Below are 13,761 nucleotides of genomic sequence, written 5' to 3' on the forward strand. Positions count from 1 at the left end.
CCTCCCCGGATCGTCAAGGCGGCTGCGTCTTACGCGCAGATCCGGGCCTCGTCCGTGGTGCTGACGGTGTCACCCTGCGACGCTTTGTGGCGCGGGGCAAATTCGGCCTCGAGCTGGCGCGAGCGGGTTTCCACCCGGCGTTCAAGCGTGGCCAGGGCGAGATCGCGGTCATCGCCGGGCATAATCGGCTGGAGGAATTCGATCACGGCCGTGCCCTTGAATTTGGACCATTTCTGCTGCGGCCAGCACTGACCCAGATTGGTCGCGACCGGGATGATGGGGCGCTCCAGGGCGCGGGCCATGTGCCAGACACCGGAGCGATAGCGCATTCCGGTCCCAACAGGCGTCAGATGGCCCTCCGGATAGATCAGGACCGGGCGCGGGCGGCCTTCGCCCTGCGAGCGGACAATCCCGTCCATCAGGCTCTCGCGCGCCGCCGTGCCGCCCTGGTTGGACAGGACGATGGCGCCGCAACGCTTCAGCACCCAGCCGATTAGCGGGAATTTCAGCATGTGGTCACCGCAGACGAAATTCACATCGCCGCACTTGGCCATCATCACGATGCCATCGCCCCAGGACTGGTGCTTGGCGCCGATCACGACCGGCTGGTCCTTGGGCGGCGTGCCGCGCACTTCGACCTTGATGCCGCAGATCCAGCGCATGAGGTGCAGGGTAGCGCGGGAATAGGAGCGCAGGCCGTGCATCAGCACGGTGCGGCCGGGAAAGAGCGCCAAGGCGGCGCAGACGATGGCGTAGACGCCGGAGACGGACCAATAAGCGATATTGAAGATGAAAGAGCGCATGACGATTGTCCTGTCTTTCTCGGGAAAAGGGGGTGAGGGCGCCTAGGAGCGCAGCACGGCCATGATGCCGCGGGTGAATTCGTCGATATGGGCCGAAAGCGGGCGCGCAATCCGGCCATAGAGGCTGTATTCGGCAGCTTGCATGACCACGCCCAGCGCCATGGCCGAGCGCAATTCCGGATCACCTTGCGGGATCTCGCCGCGCTCCATCGCCTGGGCGATGCAGTCGGTCATCAAATCCGACGGGTCGGCGCCGCCATCACCGGAGGCGGCGATGAAATAATTGCGATGGGTCAGGTGGTAGGTGAATTGCGCCGGGTCTTCGTCGGCCAGGGTGCAATAGGCAGTGACCAGGGCGCGCGCGATCTCTTCCAGCGAGGCGTTGGGCTTGAGATGGCTGGCGACCATGCCCAGCAGGGTCTTGTGGATCGCCTCGAACATCAGCCGGGCCAGTGCGTCCTTGGATTTGAAATGACGATACATGGCGCCATCGGAAATCGTGCAGGCTTCGGCGATCTGCTTGATCGAGACTCCGTCCATGCCGTGCCGGGCGAAGAGCTGCAGCGCGGCCCGCTCGATCCGCGCCTTGGTGGTGCCGGTCTTGGCCGTCACACCGATATTCGGATTGGTGCCTTCGAACAGGTCTTCACGAAGCATTCCGGTCATGTCCCATCCCTCCCAGGGCTGTAAGTGAATGATCATTTACATGCCGTATAGCGAGGGTGGGATGTGGATGCAAGTGAATAGTTACTTACAACGCCAACTTTCTGATGCACTGGCCTTCAAGCAGGCGACTGCCGGCGCGAAATTCTGCCAGGGCGCAGCTCTGAGCGAGATGAAACCGGGCTTAATTCGATGGGCCGGGTACTGGCTCAAGGCCCTGAAAGCGTGTCCTGAATTCAAATATTCCCTTGCCAGCAAGGACAATCCGACCGGCTGATTAGCGAATAATTTAATATTACCGGGTAGCTTGATCGTACCGAACGGCATTCGAGACCAACCGAAAACAGGTTGGCCAGGCCGGATCCGGTGGTGGAATGCAGAAAGCGTGGGGAGCCAAGAAATGGCGACGATCAACACGAATGCGGGGGCCATGGTCGCCCTGCAAAGTCTCAATCAGACCAATCGGGATCTGGAAACCGTCCAGGCCCGGATCAATACCGGCCTGGCCGTTGGCTCGGCCAAGGATAATGGTGGCGTCTATGCCATCGCCCAGTCGATGCGCGCTGATGTCCGTGGCTATAGCGCTGTGGCGCAGTCGCTGGACCTGTCGGCCTCGACCGTCGATGTCGCGCTGGCCGGCGGCGAAGCGATCTCCGATATTCTCGTCGAGATGAAGGAAAAGGCGCTGGCGGCGTCGGACACCTCATTGGATCAATCTTCGCGCGATGCCCTGAACGAAGATTTCAAGGCCTTGCGCGATCAGATTGGCAAGATTGTCGAGACAGCCGAATTCAACGGCACCAATCTCGTCAATGGCTCGATGTCCCAGATCTCGGCCCTGGCCAATGCCTCCGGCACCTCGACTCTGACCATCGCAGGGGAAGACTTGTCACTCGGCGGGGCCATTGTGACCGTGTCCGCAACCTCATCCTTCGCCTCGGCCGGGGATGCCAGCACGCTGGTCGGGACAATCGAATCCTCGCTCGATAATCTCAACGCCTCGCTGGCGCGGCTGGGAACCGGCTCGAAGTCGCTGGGTGTGCACAAGGCCTTCGTGGGCAAGTTGTCTGACGCGCTGGAGAAGGGGATCGGCAATCTTGTCGATGCCGACCTGGCCAAGGAAAGCGCTAATCTCCAATCCCTCCAGGTCAAGCAGCAGCTCGGAGTGCAGGCGCTCTCCATCGCCAATTCCGCACCGGCGACCATTCTGGGGTATTTCCGCTGATCAGCGGCGCAACGACAAACATCTTTCTGGTGGCGCGGCCCGCAAGGGCGTGCAACTGGGGGCGCTCCGGCGCCCCCTTTTTTTTGGTGGGGATGGGCTCTCAGAGCTCTGAAACAGGGGGCAGGGGCCGCTCACCGGTCCTCGCTTGGCGGCGCAAAACCGAAAAAGCATGACCTAATCCCACACCGTGCACCCCTTCCTTCTCCCTTGGGAGAAGGTGGCCGGAGGCCGGATGAGGGGGATTTCTCCTGCGGCCACCGGGATTTACCTCCCACCCTGACCCTCTCCCAAGGGAGGGGGCAAGTGTCTCTTGAAAAAACTTATCCGCCCCTCTTCGCCCCGTTGCATAATCTTCCCGTTCCCGCGCCATCTTGAGGCTCGGACCGGTTATCCGGGGCTGTGGGAGTGGCGGAGCGCATCCGGTTGTGTGGGGTTGACCACCACTCGACCCGGTGCGGCCATCGGCAGGGCTCGCGGCACAACGATTGACCGCCCTGCTCCTGCCGATTTCGATTTGGGGGCTGGAAGGCAACCCGGGAAATCTCCGCGTGCGGGATGCTTGTCGAAGCTACCGTATTTAAATCAGCGCTTTATCGGCTTTGGCCGGCATCCCGCACTCCCTCTTTGCCAAACCGCCAGGTGGAAACATCGTGGCGATAAAGGTCTTGCCCCCGCAACTGCGCCCGGAGCCTCGCTCTTCTTGACATTTCACCCCGCAAACCGGCACATCGCGGCAACCTGTCTAACCCCGATTTACCGGACGCTTTCCCATGCACGCTTACCGCTCCCACACCTGCGCCGAATTGCGCAAGGAACATGTTGGCCAGACGGCCCGGATTTCCGGCTGGATTCATCGCAAGCGCGATCATGGCGGTCTGCTCTTCATCGACCTGCGCGATCATTACGGTCTGACCCAGGTGGTGCTTGAGCCGGAAAGCCCGCATTTTGCGACGCTGGAGCGCCTGCGCGTCGAGAGCGTGATCACGGTGACGGGCGAGGTCATTGCGCGCTCGGCCGAGACGGTGAATGCCAATCTGCCAACCGGGGAAGTGGAAGTGCGCCTCGCCGATCTGGCCATCCAGTCGGAAGCCGAGGAGCTGCCGCTGCCGGTCTTTGGCGAGCCGGACTGGTCGGAGGAAGTGCGTCTCAAGCACCGCTATATCGATCTGCGCCGCGAGAGCCTGCACAAGCGCATCGTGCTGCGCTCGAAGATCATCGACAGCATTCGCCGCCGCATGGTCGACGAGCAATTCGTGGAATACCAGACGCCGATCCTGACCGCGTCATCGCCGGAAGGTGCGCGTGACTTCCTGGTGCCGAGCCGTGTTCATCCGGGCAAATTCTACGCCCTGCCGCAGGCGCCGCAGCAGTTCAAACAGCTGATCATGGTCTCCGGCTTCGACCGCTATTTCCAGATCGCCCCGTGTTTCCGCGACGAAGATGCCCGCGCCGACCGTGCGCCGGGTGAATTCTACCAGCTCGACATGGAAATGAGCTTCGCCACCCAGCAGGACGTGTTCGACGTGATCGAGCCGGTCATGAAGGGCCTGTTTGACGAGTTCGCCGATGGCCGCACCGTGCCGGACGAGCCTTTCGTGCAGATCGCCTATCATGATGCGATGCGCTGGTATGGGTCCGACAAGCCGGATCTGCGCAACCCGATCAAGATGTCGGACGCGTCAGACACCTTCCGCGGTTCCGGTTTCAAGGTCTTTGCCGGCATGCTGGAGCGCAATCCGAAGGTTCAGGTCTGGGCGATCCCGGCCAAGACCGGTGGTAGCCGCGCTTTTTGTGACCGAATGAATTCCTGGGCCCAGAAAGAGGGCCAGCCCGGCATGGGCTATATCTTCTGGCGCGAGGCCGAAAACGGCCTGGAAGCGGCCGGTCCGATCGCCAAGAATATCGGCGAGGAGCGGACCGAGGCGCTGCGCACCGAGCTGGGCCTGCAAGCCGGCGATGCCGTCTTCTTCGCCGCCGGTGATCCCAAGGAATTTGCTGGCTTTGCCGGGCGCGCCCGCGATGTCGTCGGGGCCGAGCTGGATCTTTGCGAGAAAGATACATTCCGTTTTTGCTGGATCGTCGATTTCCCGATGTATGAGTGGGATGAGGACAACAAGAAGGTCGACTTCTCGCACAACCCGTTCTCCATGCCGCAGATCGACCCGGATGATTTCCTCAAGCTGGACGCGGGCACGGATGCCGACACGCTGCTTGGCCTGAAGGCCTTCCAGTATGACATCGTCTGCAATGGCGTGGAGCTGTCGTCGGGTGCCGTGCGGAATCACCGTCCGGACGTGATGCTCAAGGCCTTTGCATTTGCCGGATATGATGCCGAGACGGTCGAGGAAGAGTTTGGTGGCATGCTTAATGCCTTCCGCTATGGTGCCCCGCCGCACGCGGGTATTGCGCCCGGCGTCGACCGCATCGTCATGCTGTTGGCCGGCGTCGAGAATCTCCGCGAAGTGGTGATGTTCCCGAAGGACCAGCAGGCCCGCGACTTGATGATGAATGCGCCGGCCGAGGTCGAAATGAAGCAATTGCGCGAGCTGCACATTCGCACGGTAGTGCCGGACGCCAAGAAGGGCTGATCTGCTCTCATTCCCTAAAAAGAAGGCCGGTCCCGAGGGGGCCGGCCTTTTTATTGTATCTGGAGCGATGCCCCCTGAAAGCGCTCAGTGGGGTGTGTGCCCATCCGGCTCCGGCACGCTATCGGGTCCGCGATCCGGGAGGGGCGGAGGTGCTGGCGGGGCGGGTGGAACTTCGTTGCGCGGCAGAGGTCCGATCCGACGAACCGTGTTATCGTGTTCGTCAAAGACCCATACACCGTCCGTATCCGTGTTCGGCAGATCGATAATGACAACCCCGTCGTCGGTCTCGATCCGGGCCGTGGCGCTGCCCGCAGTCCGCACAACGGTGCGGGTTCGCTCGCGCAAGGCATCTCGTGCCGCGCGGTTGGCGTCCATGGCGTCCCGGCGGGCATTTTCGATAATGCGTCGACGCTCCTCGCTGATGGCCCGGCGCTGGGTCTCGCGTTCACGCTCAATGCGCCGCAATTCGCGTTCGGCGCGGGCAATTTCGCGCATGGCGTCATTGGTCGCCTCGCGGATCGCGTCCTGGTCAAGCTCGGTCGAATGAACCTGCAGGGCGGCCCCGATCTCGGAGAGAATCTCGATCCGGGCATTTTCAAGTGCTTGCAGTTCAATGATGCGACCGGTTCGTTCCGGTGCCGAAAAGCGCAGCGCGTAGTCGAAGCGCGCACTCTCTGACTCGAGGTGGGGCAGACTGTCACAGGTTGGCAGAGAGACTGCGCCGCCCAGATTGGTTGCTTCATCGCCGCAGGCGCCGCTGAGACTCTCCTTGCTCAGGCCGACTACGTCGTTGAACTCGGCACCTGAGAAGTTCGCCCCGACCAGAATGGCCCCCGTGAAGTCGACATCATGGAGCTCGGCATGCTCGAAATTGGCGCCGGTGAGGTCCGCATCCTGAAAGTTTACATCGCCGCCACTCACTTCCGCGAAATTGGCGCGTCTCAATTCGGCGCCGCGGAAAATGGTGTCGCGTAGCTCGGCGCGCAGGAAATTGACCTGGCGGAGCCGGCTCTCGGCAAACAGGGTTTCGGTCAGGGATGATCCGATGAAGGTTACGAAGACCATCTGCGAGCCCGTGAAGTCGGTCCCGTTTAGTTCCGCAGCCGAAAAGTTCACCCGCTCGATCACCGAATTGGGCATCAGCGCGCCACTCATGTCGGCGCGGGAAAACGTCACGCCCGTGAGGCGCGCATTGACCATGATCGTGTCGCTGAAATCGGTATCGTTGAACCGGCTCTCGATCATCGTGACCGAGGGCAGTTCGGAATCGACGAAGCTGGTGCCCTCGAAGTTTGCGCCGATGAAGACCGCGTTGGCGAGATTCTTGTCGGAGAAGTCGCACTCATTGCATTCACCGCCGATCGCGAGACCGCGCCGCGGGTGATCATCACCCCCCGCGAAAACGGGCGAAGCCGCGGCGACGAGGAGTGCGGTGGTACAGGCGAATGTCTTCAAACTGTTCCGCATGGCCTCACGGATAAGCCAGAGACCCCGGCAAATCGACTTAAATCACGGTAACCCGTAGGTATATCCTATGAGTGGTCGGCCCGGCTGGCCAGCTGTCTGAGTGGGTGTCTATCGGCACGCCGGGACGGTGAGCCCCCTCGGCAGCTGGGTGGACGCGTCACCGCAGGCGGATGACAATTGGCTTTGGGTCAGCCCGCGCGCGCTACCCAATTCTGCGCCGGACAGAGTCGCGCCGTTCAGGTTTGCGCCGGCGAAGTTGGCACTGCCAAAATGGGCGCCAACGAGATTCGCGCGGGTCAGATTGGCATTGCGGAAACTGGCGCCGGTGAAGCGGCCACCGAACAAGTTGCTGATCGACAGGTCCGTGCCGTCGAAGCGGGCGTGATTCATGGTGACCAGGGCCAGATTGGCCTGGCGCAGGCGGGCGCCTGAAACGTCGATGCCGGGAAGGTCGAGATAGGCCAAATCAGCTTGGAACAGGTTGCAGCCAGGGCAAGATTGCCCGGCCTGCACGCGGGCGATCTGTCCGGCGTCCTGGGCGGCGGCAAGATCGCTGAAACAGGCCGCGAAGGCGAGGGCAGCAAGGATGCGTATCATTTTGGCGCTCCGGAACGGTCTCGGCGCCTTGCGTCGCAAAAGCCGTGCCGCACGCGGCCACGGCTAGCCGCCGGACCAGCCGCAGGCATCGCATTTCTGGCCGGTGCTCTCGTCTTCCACCACCGTGAAATGACCGCATTCGGGGCAGGGCGCGCCATTGTAGACGGAGATGTCGCGTGAGGCCGGACGGCTCCGGCGCTGATCTTCGAGCTCATAGTGACCGGATTGATCATCCTTGCCGTCTGCGGAGGCGACCTTTTTCGGGGCGTTGGCGAACATCAGGATATTGTCGGGCACCTGGCCACGCGAGAAGCCGCGTGAAATGAATTTGGCCGCGGCTTCCTGGGCCAGTTTCTCCTGCTCTACACCATGACCCAGATCACCGGCATCCGTCTTGTCCGGCGAGATCTCGGCCAGGTCGTTCCGTCCGAGATAGGAGACTCCGAGCTCGCGGAAGAGATAGTCCAGAATCGAGGTCGCATGCTGGATGGAGTCATTGCCCTCGACTTCGCCCGCCGGTTCGAACCGCGTGTAAACGAAGGCATCGACAAATTCCTCCAGTGGCACGCCGTATTGCAGGCCGATCGAGATCGCGATGGCGAAATTATTCATCAGGGACCGGAAAGCGGCACCTTCCTTGTGCATGTCGATGAAAATCTCGCCGAGCTCGCCATCATCGAACTCGCCAGTATGCAGGTAGACCTTGTGGCCGCCCACGGTGGCTTTCTGGATATAGCCCTTGCGGCGGTCGGGTAGTTTGCGACGGGCAGCCGGCTTCTCGACCACGCGCTCCACGGTGCGCTCGACAATGCGTTCGGCCGGCGGCACGTCCGCCGCATAATCACCCTTGTCGAAATCAATGGCGGGCAGGAGATCAAACAGGCCGGATGCTGTGCGTCTGATCGCGAGGTCGCGCAGGCCGAGCTCCCCTCCGAGATCAATCAGGCCGGCGACGTCATCGATGGTCGCGTCACCATCCAGCGCGATCGCGGTCCGGCAGCACCCCTCGATCTGGGCTTCGATCTCGGCCGCCATCAACATCTGGTCCTGTGGCGCGGGCGTCTCGAACACTCGCCGCGAGGTGGCAGACAGATCCGGCGCGCTCGCGAGATCGCCCGTTCCGTGGGCATGGGCGTCGGCGGCGCGAATATCGTCCTCGGTATAACCGATGGCGTGGCACAGAGAGCTGCCATGACGGGCAATTACATCACCCGTCAGTCCCAGCGCATCCCGGCAGGTCCGGTCACCCAGCGTCCAGCGATTGAGGGCGTGACGAACCGAAGCGCCTTCAGCGATCGAATCCTCGAGCCGTTCCAGTGCATCGAGCGGGACGCCGCGCGCCATCAGGTCTTCCAGGGAAATCCCGGGCGCACCGCGCAGACTGCCATGCCCGGCGGCGTGATCCTCGGCCCGCTCGACTTCAGTTACCGTACAGCCCAGCGCCAGCAGGCCGGCGCGCGCGCAGTCGCGCAGTCGCTGTCCGCCGGCCATGTCGGCATCGCTTGTAATGGCTGCGTGAACGGGCGCTGCACCGAAGCTGTCTGAATCGAAGAGTGCGGCGATGTCGTCGTCCGGCGCGCGACAGATCAGCGTAGGGCCCGGGCGGGCCAGCGCGGCTTTGGGCAGGAACGGGGCGGGCGTTGCCGATAACCGCTCTGCAACCAGAGCAAACGCACCCGGCAGCGAGTGGAGTGGCGGTGTATCGGACAGGCCTGGTGCAGCGGCGCCGGTCTCCATGGCGACATCCCGCAAGGTGCGCGTCGCCAGATTGGAGAGAGCCGCGAGGCTTTGACGCGCGGCTTCGTCGCCATAGGGCAGACCGGCGCTCATCAGCAGGGCGCCTACGCCAGTCAGGGCAATTGACCCCGCCGAGCTGGCGCCCTTGGGCGCGCTGAGAGTGAGAGCAATGGCCCAATAGCGGACGCAGTCGGTGAACAGGTCTGCCTGAAAGCCATGATCGCCGTCGAGGAAGGCCGGAAGGTTGATGTGGACGGTTGGGCCGGTCACGACCGGGCTGGCGTGGAAGGCGAGGCTAGGTGTTCCGAAGCTCCAGATGGTGCGGGCTATTCCGGTCCGGAAGTCGCGAGCGCGGACAGCGCCGCCATCCTGTTCGAAGGTCCAGGATTCGTCCTCCGTCACCGCCTGACTGAAGGCGCGCGGAACATGAAGCGTGGCTGGACGGGTCTCGACCGCATCCGGGATCAGAGCCGAGAGCGCGTCATCATCCGTGCCCTGGCGCGCCAGGGCAAGGGCACGCTCGACCGCCTCTTCCGGCACGCCATCCTTCAAGGCCCGGCGCATGGCTCGGGCGAGGGCGGCATTGCGGCGCGGGTCGAAGCATTCCTCGACATCGCCCGAGCAGCGACGCACGGCTTCGCCTATGGCTTCAAGCCGATCTCGGGTCACGCGGGCTCCAACGTCCAGAACGGACGCTCGCAGCGCGGCTTCGGCGACGCGCCGTAATTGGCCTGGCGCCTGACGCGAGTCGGCGCGGATGGTGAGTGGCGACGACGGCACTGGCGTTTCCGCGGCAGGATCGCCATAAGCCCAGTCAACCCCGCCTGTACGGATCAGGTCACTGTCCGGAACGACGAGGCGGCCGGTCAAGCTGGCCGACAATTCGGCGGCAAAGCGCTCGGCTTCGGTGTGGTCGGCGAAAGCTCCCTGGCGTGCGGCCGACCAGGCCAGTGATCCGGAGAGACGCGCAGCGACCACCGGGAGGCCATTCTCAAGTTGGCGTTCCGTGCCCTGGGCGGTCGCTGGTTGAAGCCCGCCGAACCGCTTCGCCGTATCGCGAGGCTGAGTGGTAGTTGGCCGGGGCGTGTCCAGGAGGTCGGCGAGCGCCTGCGCGGCTGTCAGACTCCAATCGGCGGGGACTGTGATGTCACGCGCCGGCGCGGTGTCTCCGTCCAGCGAGTCGAAAGCTGACAGCCTGCGTGTTTCCGGGGCGCCGCCTGAGGCTGTCTCGGCGATGAAATCGGCAATACGACCGAAGACCTGCATGCGGCTTTCCTCTCCTGGCCCGAATCGCTTGGGCAGTGTTGAAGTCTACCGCGTCGGGTGGGTCGCCTGAAACCCGCCGCGTTCAACACTGGACCCGCCCGCCGTGCGGGGGCATATAGGCCAAGCCTGCCTCGACCGACTCGGAGCCGCTGACAATGTTCGGACTGATCTCAAAGATTTTTGTGTGGTGGAAAGACGCCACGCCGGGAACCTTCCTGACGCTGCGCATGCGTGGCGCCAAACAGGTCGGCTCCGATGAGTATGGCAATCGCTATTTCGAGGAATCCGGCGTGACCGGTCCCGATGGCCAGGGCCAGAAGCGTCGCTGGGTCATCTACAAGGGCTATGCCGACGCCTCTCGCGTGCCGTCCGACTGGCATGGCTGGCTGCATCATACGTTTGATGATGTGCCCACCGAAACGCCGCTGATGCGTCAGGCCTGGGAAAAGGATCACCATCCCAATCTCACCGGTACGGTGCACGCCTATCGCCCGACCGGCTCGCTGGTGACCAGTGACCGGCGCCAGGCGACCACGGGTGATTATCAGGCCTGGTCTCCAGACGAGACCTGATCGGCCTTTACCGCGTCACAATCCCGCGACAGGGTATGCGTCATGAAAACCAGTGTACTCGCTTCGCTTGCCGCGCTCCTGCTTGTTTCGCCCGTCTGGGCACAGGGTGACGGCGCTTCCGCCGCCGACACGTCGGATTCCTCTGAACTTCTGCGTCGGGATGATCCGGACAATACGCCTGAGCGTGGGCCGCTTTCATCCGAACCAGGCAGCACGGTCGTTCTGCGCGGCCTCGACAAGGTGACCGCCCGCACACGCGATTTCGAGATTGCGATTGGCGACACGGTCGATTTCGGCGCCCTGTCGATTACCGCCCAATATTGCCGCAAGCGGCCGCCGGAAGAGACCCCGGAAACCTATGCCTTCCTGCAGATCAATGACCGTCGCACGGATGGATTTGGTGTCGATGTGGAAGGCGAGCAAATCTTCTCCGGATGGATGTTTGCGTCGCGGCCGGCACAAAATCCGCTGGAGCATCCGGTCTATGATGTCTGGGTGATCGACTGTACGGCCTGATCGCCAGAAATCTCTTCCGGCAGGGCCTTGAAATCCGCCTCGAAAATCAAGGCATCAGACAAGCGCTGGTGGTAGCTGCTGCGGTCGATGGTGATCGCGCCGAAGCTTTCGAGGTGTTCTGTGGTGAATTGCGTATCCAGCAGGGAGAAATCGCCGGCCCGAAGCCGGGCGACGAGATGGACAAGCGCAACTTTCGAGGCGTCGCGCCGGCGCGAGAACATGCTCTCGCCGAAGAAAGCGGCGCCCAGCGAGACGCCATAGAGGCCACCGACCAATTCCCCGGCAGCCCAACACTCAATCGAGTGGGCGTAACCCGCCGTGTGCAGGTGGCTGTAAAGCCCTATGATTCCGTCATTGATCCAGGTCTCTTCGCGGCCGGGGGCCGGCTGGGCGCAGGCTGCGACCACGGCGGTGAAATCATGATCCACGGTGACCTTGAAGACGTCTTGGCGGACTGTTTTGCGCAGGCTGCGGGAGACGTGGAAGTCGTCGAGAGGAATAATGCCCCGCTCGTCCGGGTCGAGCAGATATATGCGCGGATCATCGCGACCCTCGGCCATCGGAAAGACGCCGCGGGCATAGCAATTGAGTAATTCCTCGGCACCGAAGCCGCGCATGCCAACTCCTCGTGCGGTTGGCTGACGGATCAGGAATCGCGGCTAGCCAACCAGTCTTCAAGCCAGCGGATGTGATAGTTTCCGCTCACGAAATCCGCTTCCTCGAGCAGTTCGAGGAAAATCGGGATCGTGGTTTCCACGCCGCCGACGACCATTTCTTCCAGCGAACGACGCAGCCGCAGGAGCGCTTCTTCGCGCGTGCGACCATGCACGATCAGCTTGCCGATCAGGCTGTCATAATATGGCGGAATTCGATAGCCGGCATAGAGGGCCGAATCGAGGCGAACGCCGAGCCCGCCCGGAGCATGAAAGTCGCTGACCGTGCCGGGCGAGGGCGCGAAGGTGCGCGCATTCTCGGCATTGATCCGGCATTCGATAGCCCAGCCTTCGAACTTTACGTCGCTCTGCTTGATATCCAGCGGCTGGCCATCGGCGACGCGAATCTGTTCGCGCACCAGATCGATACCGGTGATCATCTCGGTAACCGGGTGTTCGACCTGCAGGCGTGTATTCATTTCGATGAAGTAGAACTCGCCATTTTCCCACAAGAATTCGATCGTGCCGACGCCGCGATAGCCGATCGCTTCGATAGCGCGGCGGACAACATCACCGATCTTCTTGCGGTCTTCGTCATTGAGGGCCGGCGAGGGCGCTTCTTCGAGGATTTTCTGGTGGCGGCGCTGCAGCGAGCAGTCGCGCTCGCCCAGATGGACCACATTTCCGTGGGTGTCGGCGAGGATCTGGATTTCGATATGACGCGGGCGACCGAGATATTTCTCGATATAGACCGTGCCGTCGCCGAACGCTGCCAGCGCTTCTGCCGAGGCGGTTTCCATCGCCTCTTTCAAATTATCGGCTGTTTCCGCAACCTTCATGCCGCGACCGCCACCGCCAGAGGCCGCCTTGATCAGGACCGGATAGCCGATTTTCTCGGCAACCGGGACGGCATCTTCATAGGTCTCGACCCCACCGTCGGAGCCCGGAACGACCGGAATACCGGCATCCATGACGGCCTGTTTGGCGGTGATCTTGTCACCCATCATGCGGATATGCGCGGCCGTCGGGCCGATGAAGGCCAAGCCGTGGGCCTCGACGATCTCGGCAAAACGGGCATTCTCCGACAGGAAGCCATAGCCCGGATGGATGGCCTGGGCGCCGGTGACTTCGGCGGCCGTGATGATGGCGGGAATGTTGAGATAAGACTTGTTGGCCGGCGGCGGGCCGATGCAGACGCTCTCGTCAGCGAGGCGCACATGCATGGCATTGGCGTCGGCTTCCGAGTGCACGGCCACCGTGCGGATACCCATTTCCCGGCAGGCCCGGTGGACGCGAAGGGCAATTTCGCCGCGATTGGCGATCAGGATCTTGTCGAACATGTCGTCGCTCGCCTTGCTGGTCGCGTCAGGACAGGACGAAGAGGGCTTCGCCGTATTCGACCGGCTGGCCGTCCTCGACGAGAATGTCGGTAACCGTACCGGCCTTCTCTGCGGTAATCGGGTTGAAGGTCTTCATCGCCTCGACGAGGAGAATTGTATCGCCCTTCTTCACCTGGTCGCCGACCTTCACGAAATTTGTCGCATCCGGATTCGGCTTGAGATAGGCGGTGCCGACCATCGGTGACTTGACCGCATTGGCGTCATCGGCGGGCGCAGTGGCCGCCGGGGCCGGCGCGGCGGCCGGTGCTGCAGCGGGTGCCGCTGCGGGAGCCGG

Annotated in this window: 13 protein-coding genes; 5 read left to right on the forward strand and 8 right to left on the reverse strand. The window is 62.7% G+C overall.

The window, feature by feature from the left end; all coding sequences use genetic code 11:
- Nucleotides 1–29: 29 nt before the first annotated feature.
- Together Q0X62_RS10275 and Q0X62_RS10280 are read right to left on the reverse strand one after the other, a co-directional pair.
- Entirely contained in the window at nt 30–803 is a 774-nt protein-coding gene (locus Q0X62_RS10275; protein WP_297735061.1) for a 1-acyl-sn-glycerol-3-phosphate acyltransferase, read from the reverse strand.
- Nucleotides 804–845: 42 nt separating this feature from the next.
- Nucleotides 846–1,469 carry a TetR/AcrR family transcriptional regulator gene (locus Q0X62_RS10280; protein ID WP_297735064.1) on the reverse strand — a complete coding sequence of 208 codons (624 nt, stop codon included), beginning with the start codon at nt 1,467–1,469 and terminating at the stop codon, nt 846–848.
- Nucleotides 1,470–1,497: 28 nt separating this feature from the next.
- On the opposite strand from Q0X62_RS10280, the gene Q0X62_RS10285 reads away from it, so the two are divergent.
- The 3 genes from Q0X62_RS10285 (at nt 1,498) to aspS (ending at nt 5,279) form a co-directional block, all read left to right on the forward strand.
- Nucleotides 1,498–1,743 carry a hypothetical protein gene (locus tag Q0X62_RS10285; protein WP_297735067.1) on the forward strand — a complete coding sequence of 82 codons (246 nt, stop codon included), beginning with the start codon at nt 1,498–1,500 and terminating at the stop codon, nt 1,741–1,743.
- Nucleotides 1,744–1,866: 123 nt separating this feature from the next.
- On the forward strand, nt 1,867–2,691 hold the full coding sequence (locus tag Q0X62_RS10290; protein ID WP_297735070.1) for a flagellin: 825 nt from the start codon (nt 1,867–1,869) through the stop codon (nt 2,689–2,691).
- Nucleotides 2,692–3,461: 770 nt separating this feature from the next.
- Nucleotides 3,462–5,279, forward strand: coding sequence for an aspartate--tRNA ligase (gene aspS, locus Q0X62_RS10295; RefSeq protein ID WP_297735073.1), 1,818 nt, complete (start codon nt 3,462–3,464; stop codon nt 5,277–5,279).
- 84 nt (nt 5,280–5,363) lie between these two features.
- On the opposite strand, the gene Q0X62_RS10300 is transcribed toward aspS, so the two are convergent.
- The 3 genes from Q0X62_RS10300 to Q0X62_RS10310 form a co-directional block, all read right to left on the reverse strand.
- A complete protein-coding gene (locus Q0X62_RS10300; protein WP_297735076.1) occupies nt 5,364–6,746 on the reverse strand; it encodes a pentapeptide repeat-containing protein in 1,383 nt (460 codons plus the stop codon).
- A 108-nt stretch (nt 6,747–6,854) separates the two neighbouring features.
- Nucleotides 6,855–7,343, reverse strand: a complete 489-nt coding sequence (locus Q0X62_RS10305; RefSeq protein ID WP_297735079.1) for a pentapeptide repeat-containing protein — start codon at nt 7,341–7,343, stop codon at nt 6,855–6,857.
- Nucleotides 7,344–7,406: 63 nt separating this feature from the next.
- The gene (locus Q0X62_RS10310; protein ID WP_297735082.1) at nt 7,407–10,346 is read right to left on the reverse strand and encodes a hypothetical protein; all 2,940 of its coding nucleotides are present in this window, start codon (nt 10,344–10,346) and stop codon (nt 7,407–7,409) included.
- Nucleotides 10,347–10,501: 155 nt separating this feature from the next.
- Here Q0X62_RS10310 and Q0X62_RS10315 point away from each other — a divergent pair, with 155 nt between their 5' ends.
- Together Q0X62_RS10315 and Q0X62_RS10320 are read left to right on the forward strand one after the other, a co-directional pair.
- Nucleotides 10,502–10,918: an NADH:ubiquinone oxidoreductase subunit NDUFA12 gene (locus tag Q0X62_RS10315; protein ID WP_297735084.1), complete on the forward strand. Its 417-nt coding sequence runs from the start codon at nt 10,502–10,504 to the stop codon at nt 10,916–10,918.
- Between the two features lie 42 nt (nt 10,919–10,960).
- Nucleotides 10,961–11,434 (forward strand): DUF2155 domain-containing protein, encoded by a 474-nt coding sequence (locus tag Q0X62_RS10320; protein ID WP_297735087.1) that lies wholly within the window; start codon nt 10,961–10,963, stop codon nt 11,432–11,434.
- Here the strand turns inward: Q0X62_RS10320 and aat are convergent.
- From aat to accB, 3 genes are all read right to left on the reverse strand, one after another.
- Nucleotides 11,401–12,051 (reverse strand): leucyl/phenylalanyl-tRNA--protein transferase, encoded by a 651-nt coding sequence (gene aat / locus Q0X62_RS10325; RefSeq protein ID WP_297735090.1) that lies wholly within the window; start codon nt 12,049–12,051, stop codon nt 11,401–11,403. The two genes, Q0X62_RS10320 and aat, sit on opposite strands and share 34 nt — an antisense overlap.
- 29 nt (nt 12,052–12,080) lie before the next feature.
- Entirely contained in the window at nt 12,081–13,427 is a 1,347-nt protein-coding gene (gene accC / locus Q0X62_RS10330; RefSeq protein ID WP_297735093.1) for an acetyl-CoA carboxylase biotin carboxylase subunit, read from the reverse strand.
- 25 nt (nt 13,428–13,452) lie between these two features.
- Nucleotides 13,453–13,761: acetyl-CoA carboxylase biotin carboxyl carrier protein (gene accB, locus Q0X62_RS10335; protein ID WP_297735096.1), on the reverse strand; the 309-nt coding region annotated here is incomplete at its 5' end.

The sequence above is a fragment of the uncultured Maricaulis sp. genome (genome assembly GCF_947259345.1).
Taxonomy (GTDB): domain Bacteria; phylum Pseudomonadota; class Alphaproteobacteria; order Caulobacterales; family Maricaulaceae; genus Maricaulis.

Excerpts from the sequence above, each read along its gene's own strand:
- Q0X62_RS10275 (WP_297735061.1), bottom strand. The coding sequence starts at position 803 with ATGCGCTCTTTCATCTTCAATATCGCTTATTGGTCCGTCTCCGGCGTC.
- Q0X62_RS10280 (WP_297735064.1), bottom strand. The coding sequence starts at position 1,469 with ATGACCGGAATGCTTCGTGAAGACCTGTTCGAAGGCACCAATCCGAAT.
- Q0X62_RS10285 (WP_297735067.1), top strand. The coding sequence starts at position 1,498 with ATGATCATTTACATGCCGTATAGCGAGGGTGGGATGTGGATGCAAGTG.
- Q0X62_RS10290 (WP_297735070.1), top strand. The coding sequence starts at position 1,867 with ATGGCGACGATCAACACGAATGCGGGGGCCATGGTCGCCCTGCAAAGT.
- aspS (WP_297735073.1), top strand. The coding sequence starts at position 3,462 with ATGCACGCTTACCGCTCCCACACCTGCGCCGAATTGCGCAAGGAACAT.
- Q0X62_RS10300 (WP_297735076.1), bottom strand. The coding sequence starts at position 6,746 with ATGCGGAACAGTTTGAAGACATTCGCCTGTACCACCGCACTCCTCGTC.
- Q0X62_RS10305 (WP_297735079.1), bottom strand. The coding sequence starts at position 7,343 with ATGATACGCATCCTTGCTGCCCTCGCCTTCGCGGCCTGTTTCAGCGAT.
- Q0X62_RS10310 (WP_297735082.1), bottom strand. The coding sequence starts at position 10,346 with ATGCAGGTCTTCGGTCGTATTGCCGATTTCATCGCCGAGACAGCCTCA.
- Q0X62_RS10315 (WP_297735084.1), top strand. The coding sequence starts at position 10,502 with ATGTTCGGACTGATCTCAAAGATTTTTGTGTGGTGGAAAGACGCCACG.
- Q0X62_RS10320 (WP_297735087.1), top strand. The coding sequence starts at position 10,961 with ATGAAAACCAGTGTACTCGCTTCGCTTGCCGCGCTCCTGCTTGTTTCG.
- aat (WP_297735090.1), bottom strand. The coding sequence starts at position 12,051 with ATGCGCGGCTTCGGTGCCGAGGAATTACTCAATTGCTATGCCCGCGGC.
- accC (WP_297735093.1), bottom strand. The coding sequence starts at position 13,427 with ATGTTCGACAAGATCCTGATCGCCAATCGCGGCGAAATTGCCCTTCGC.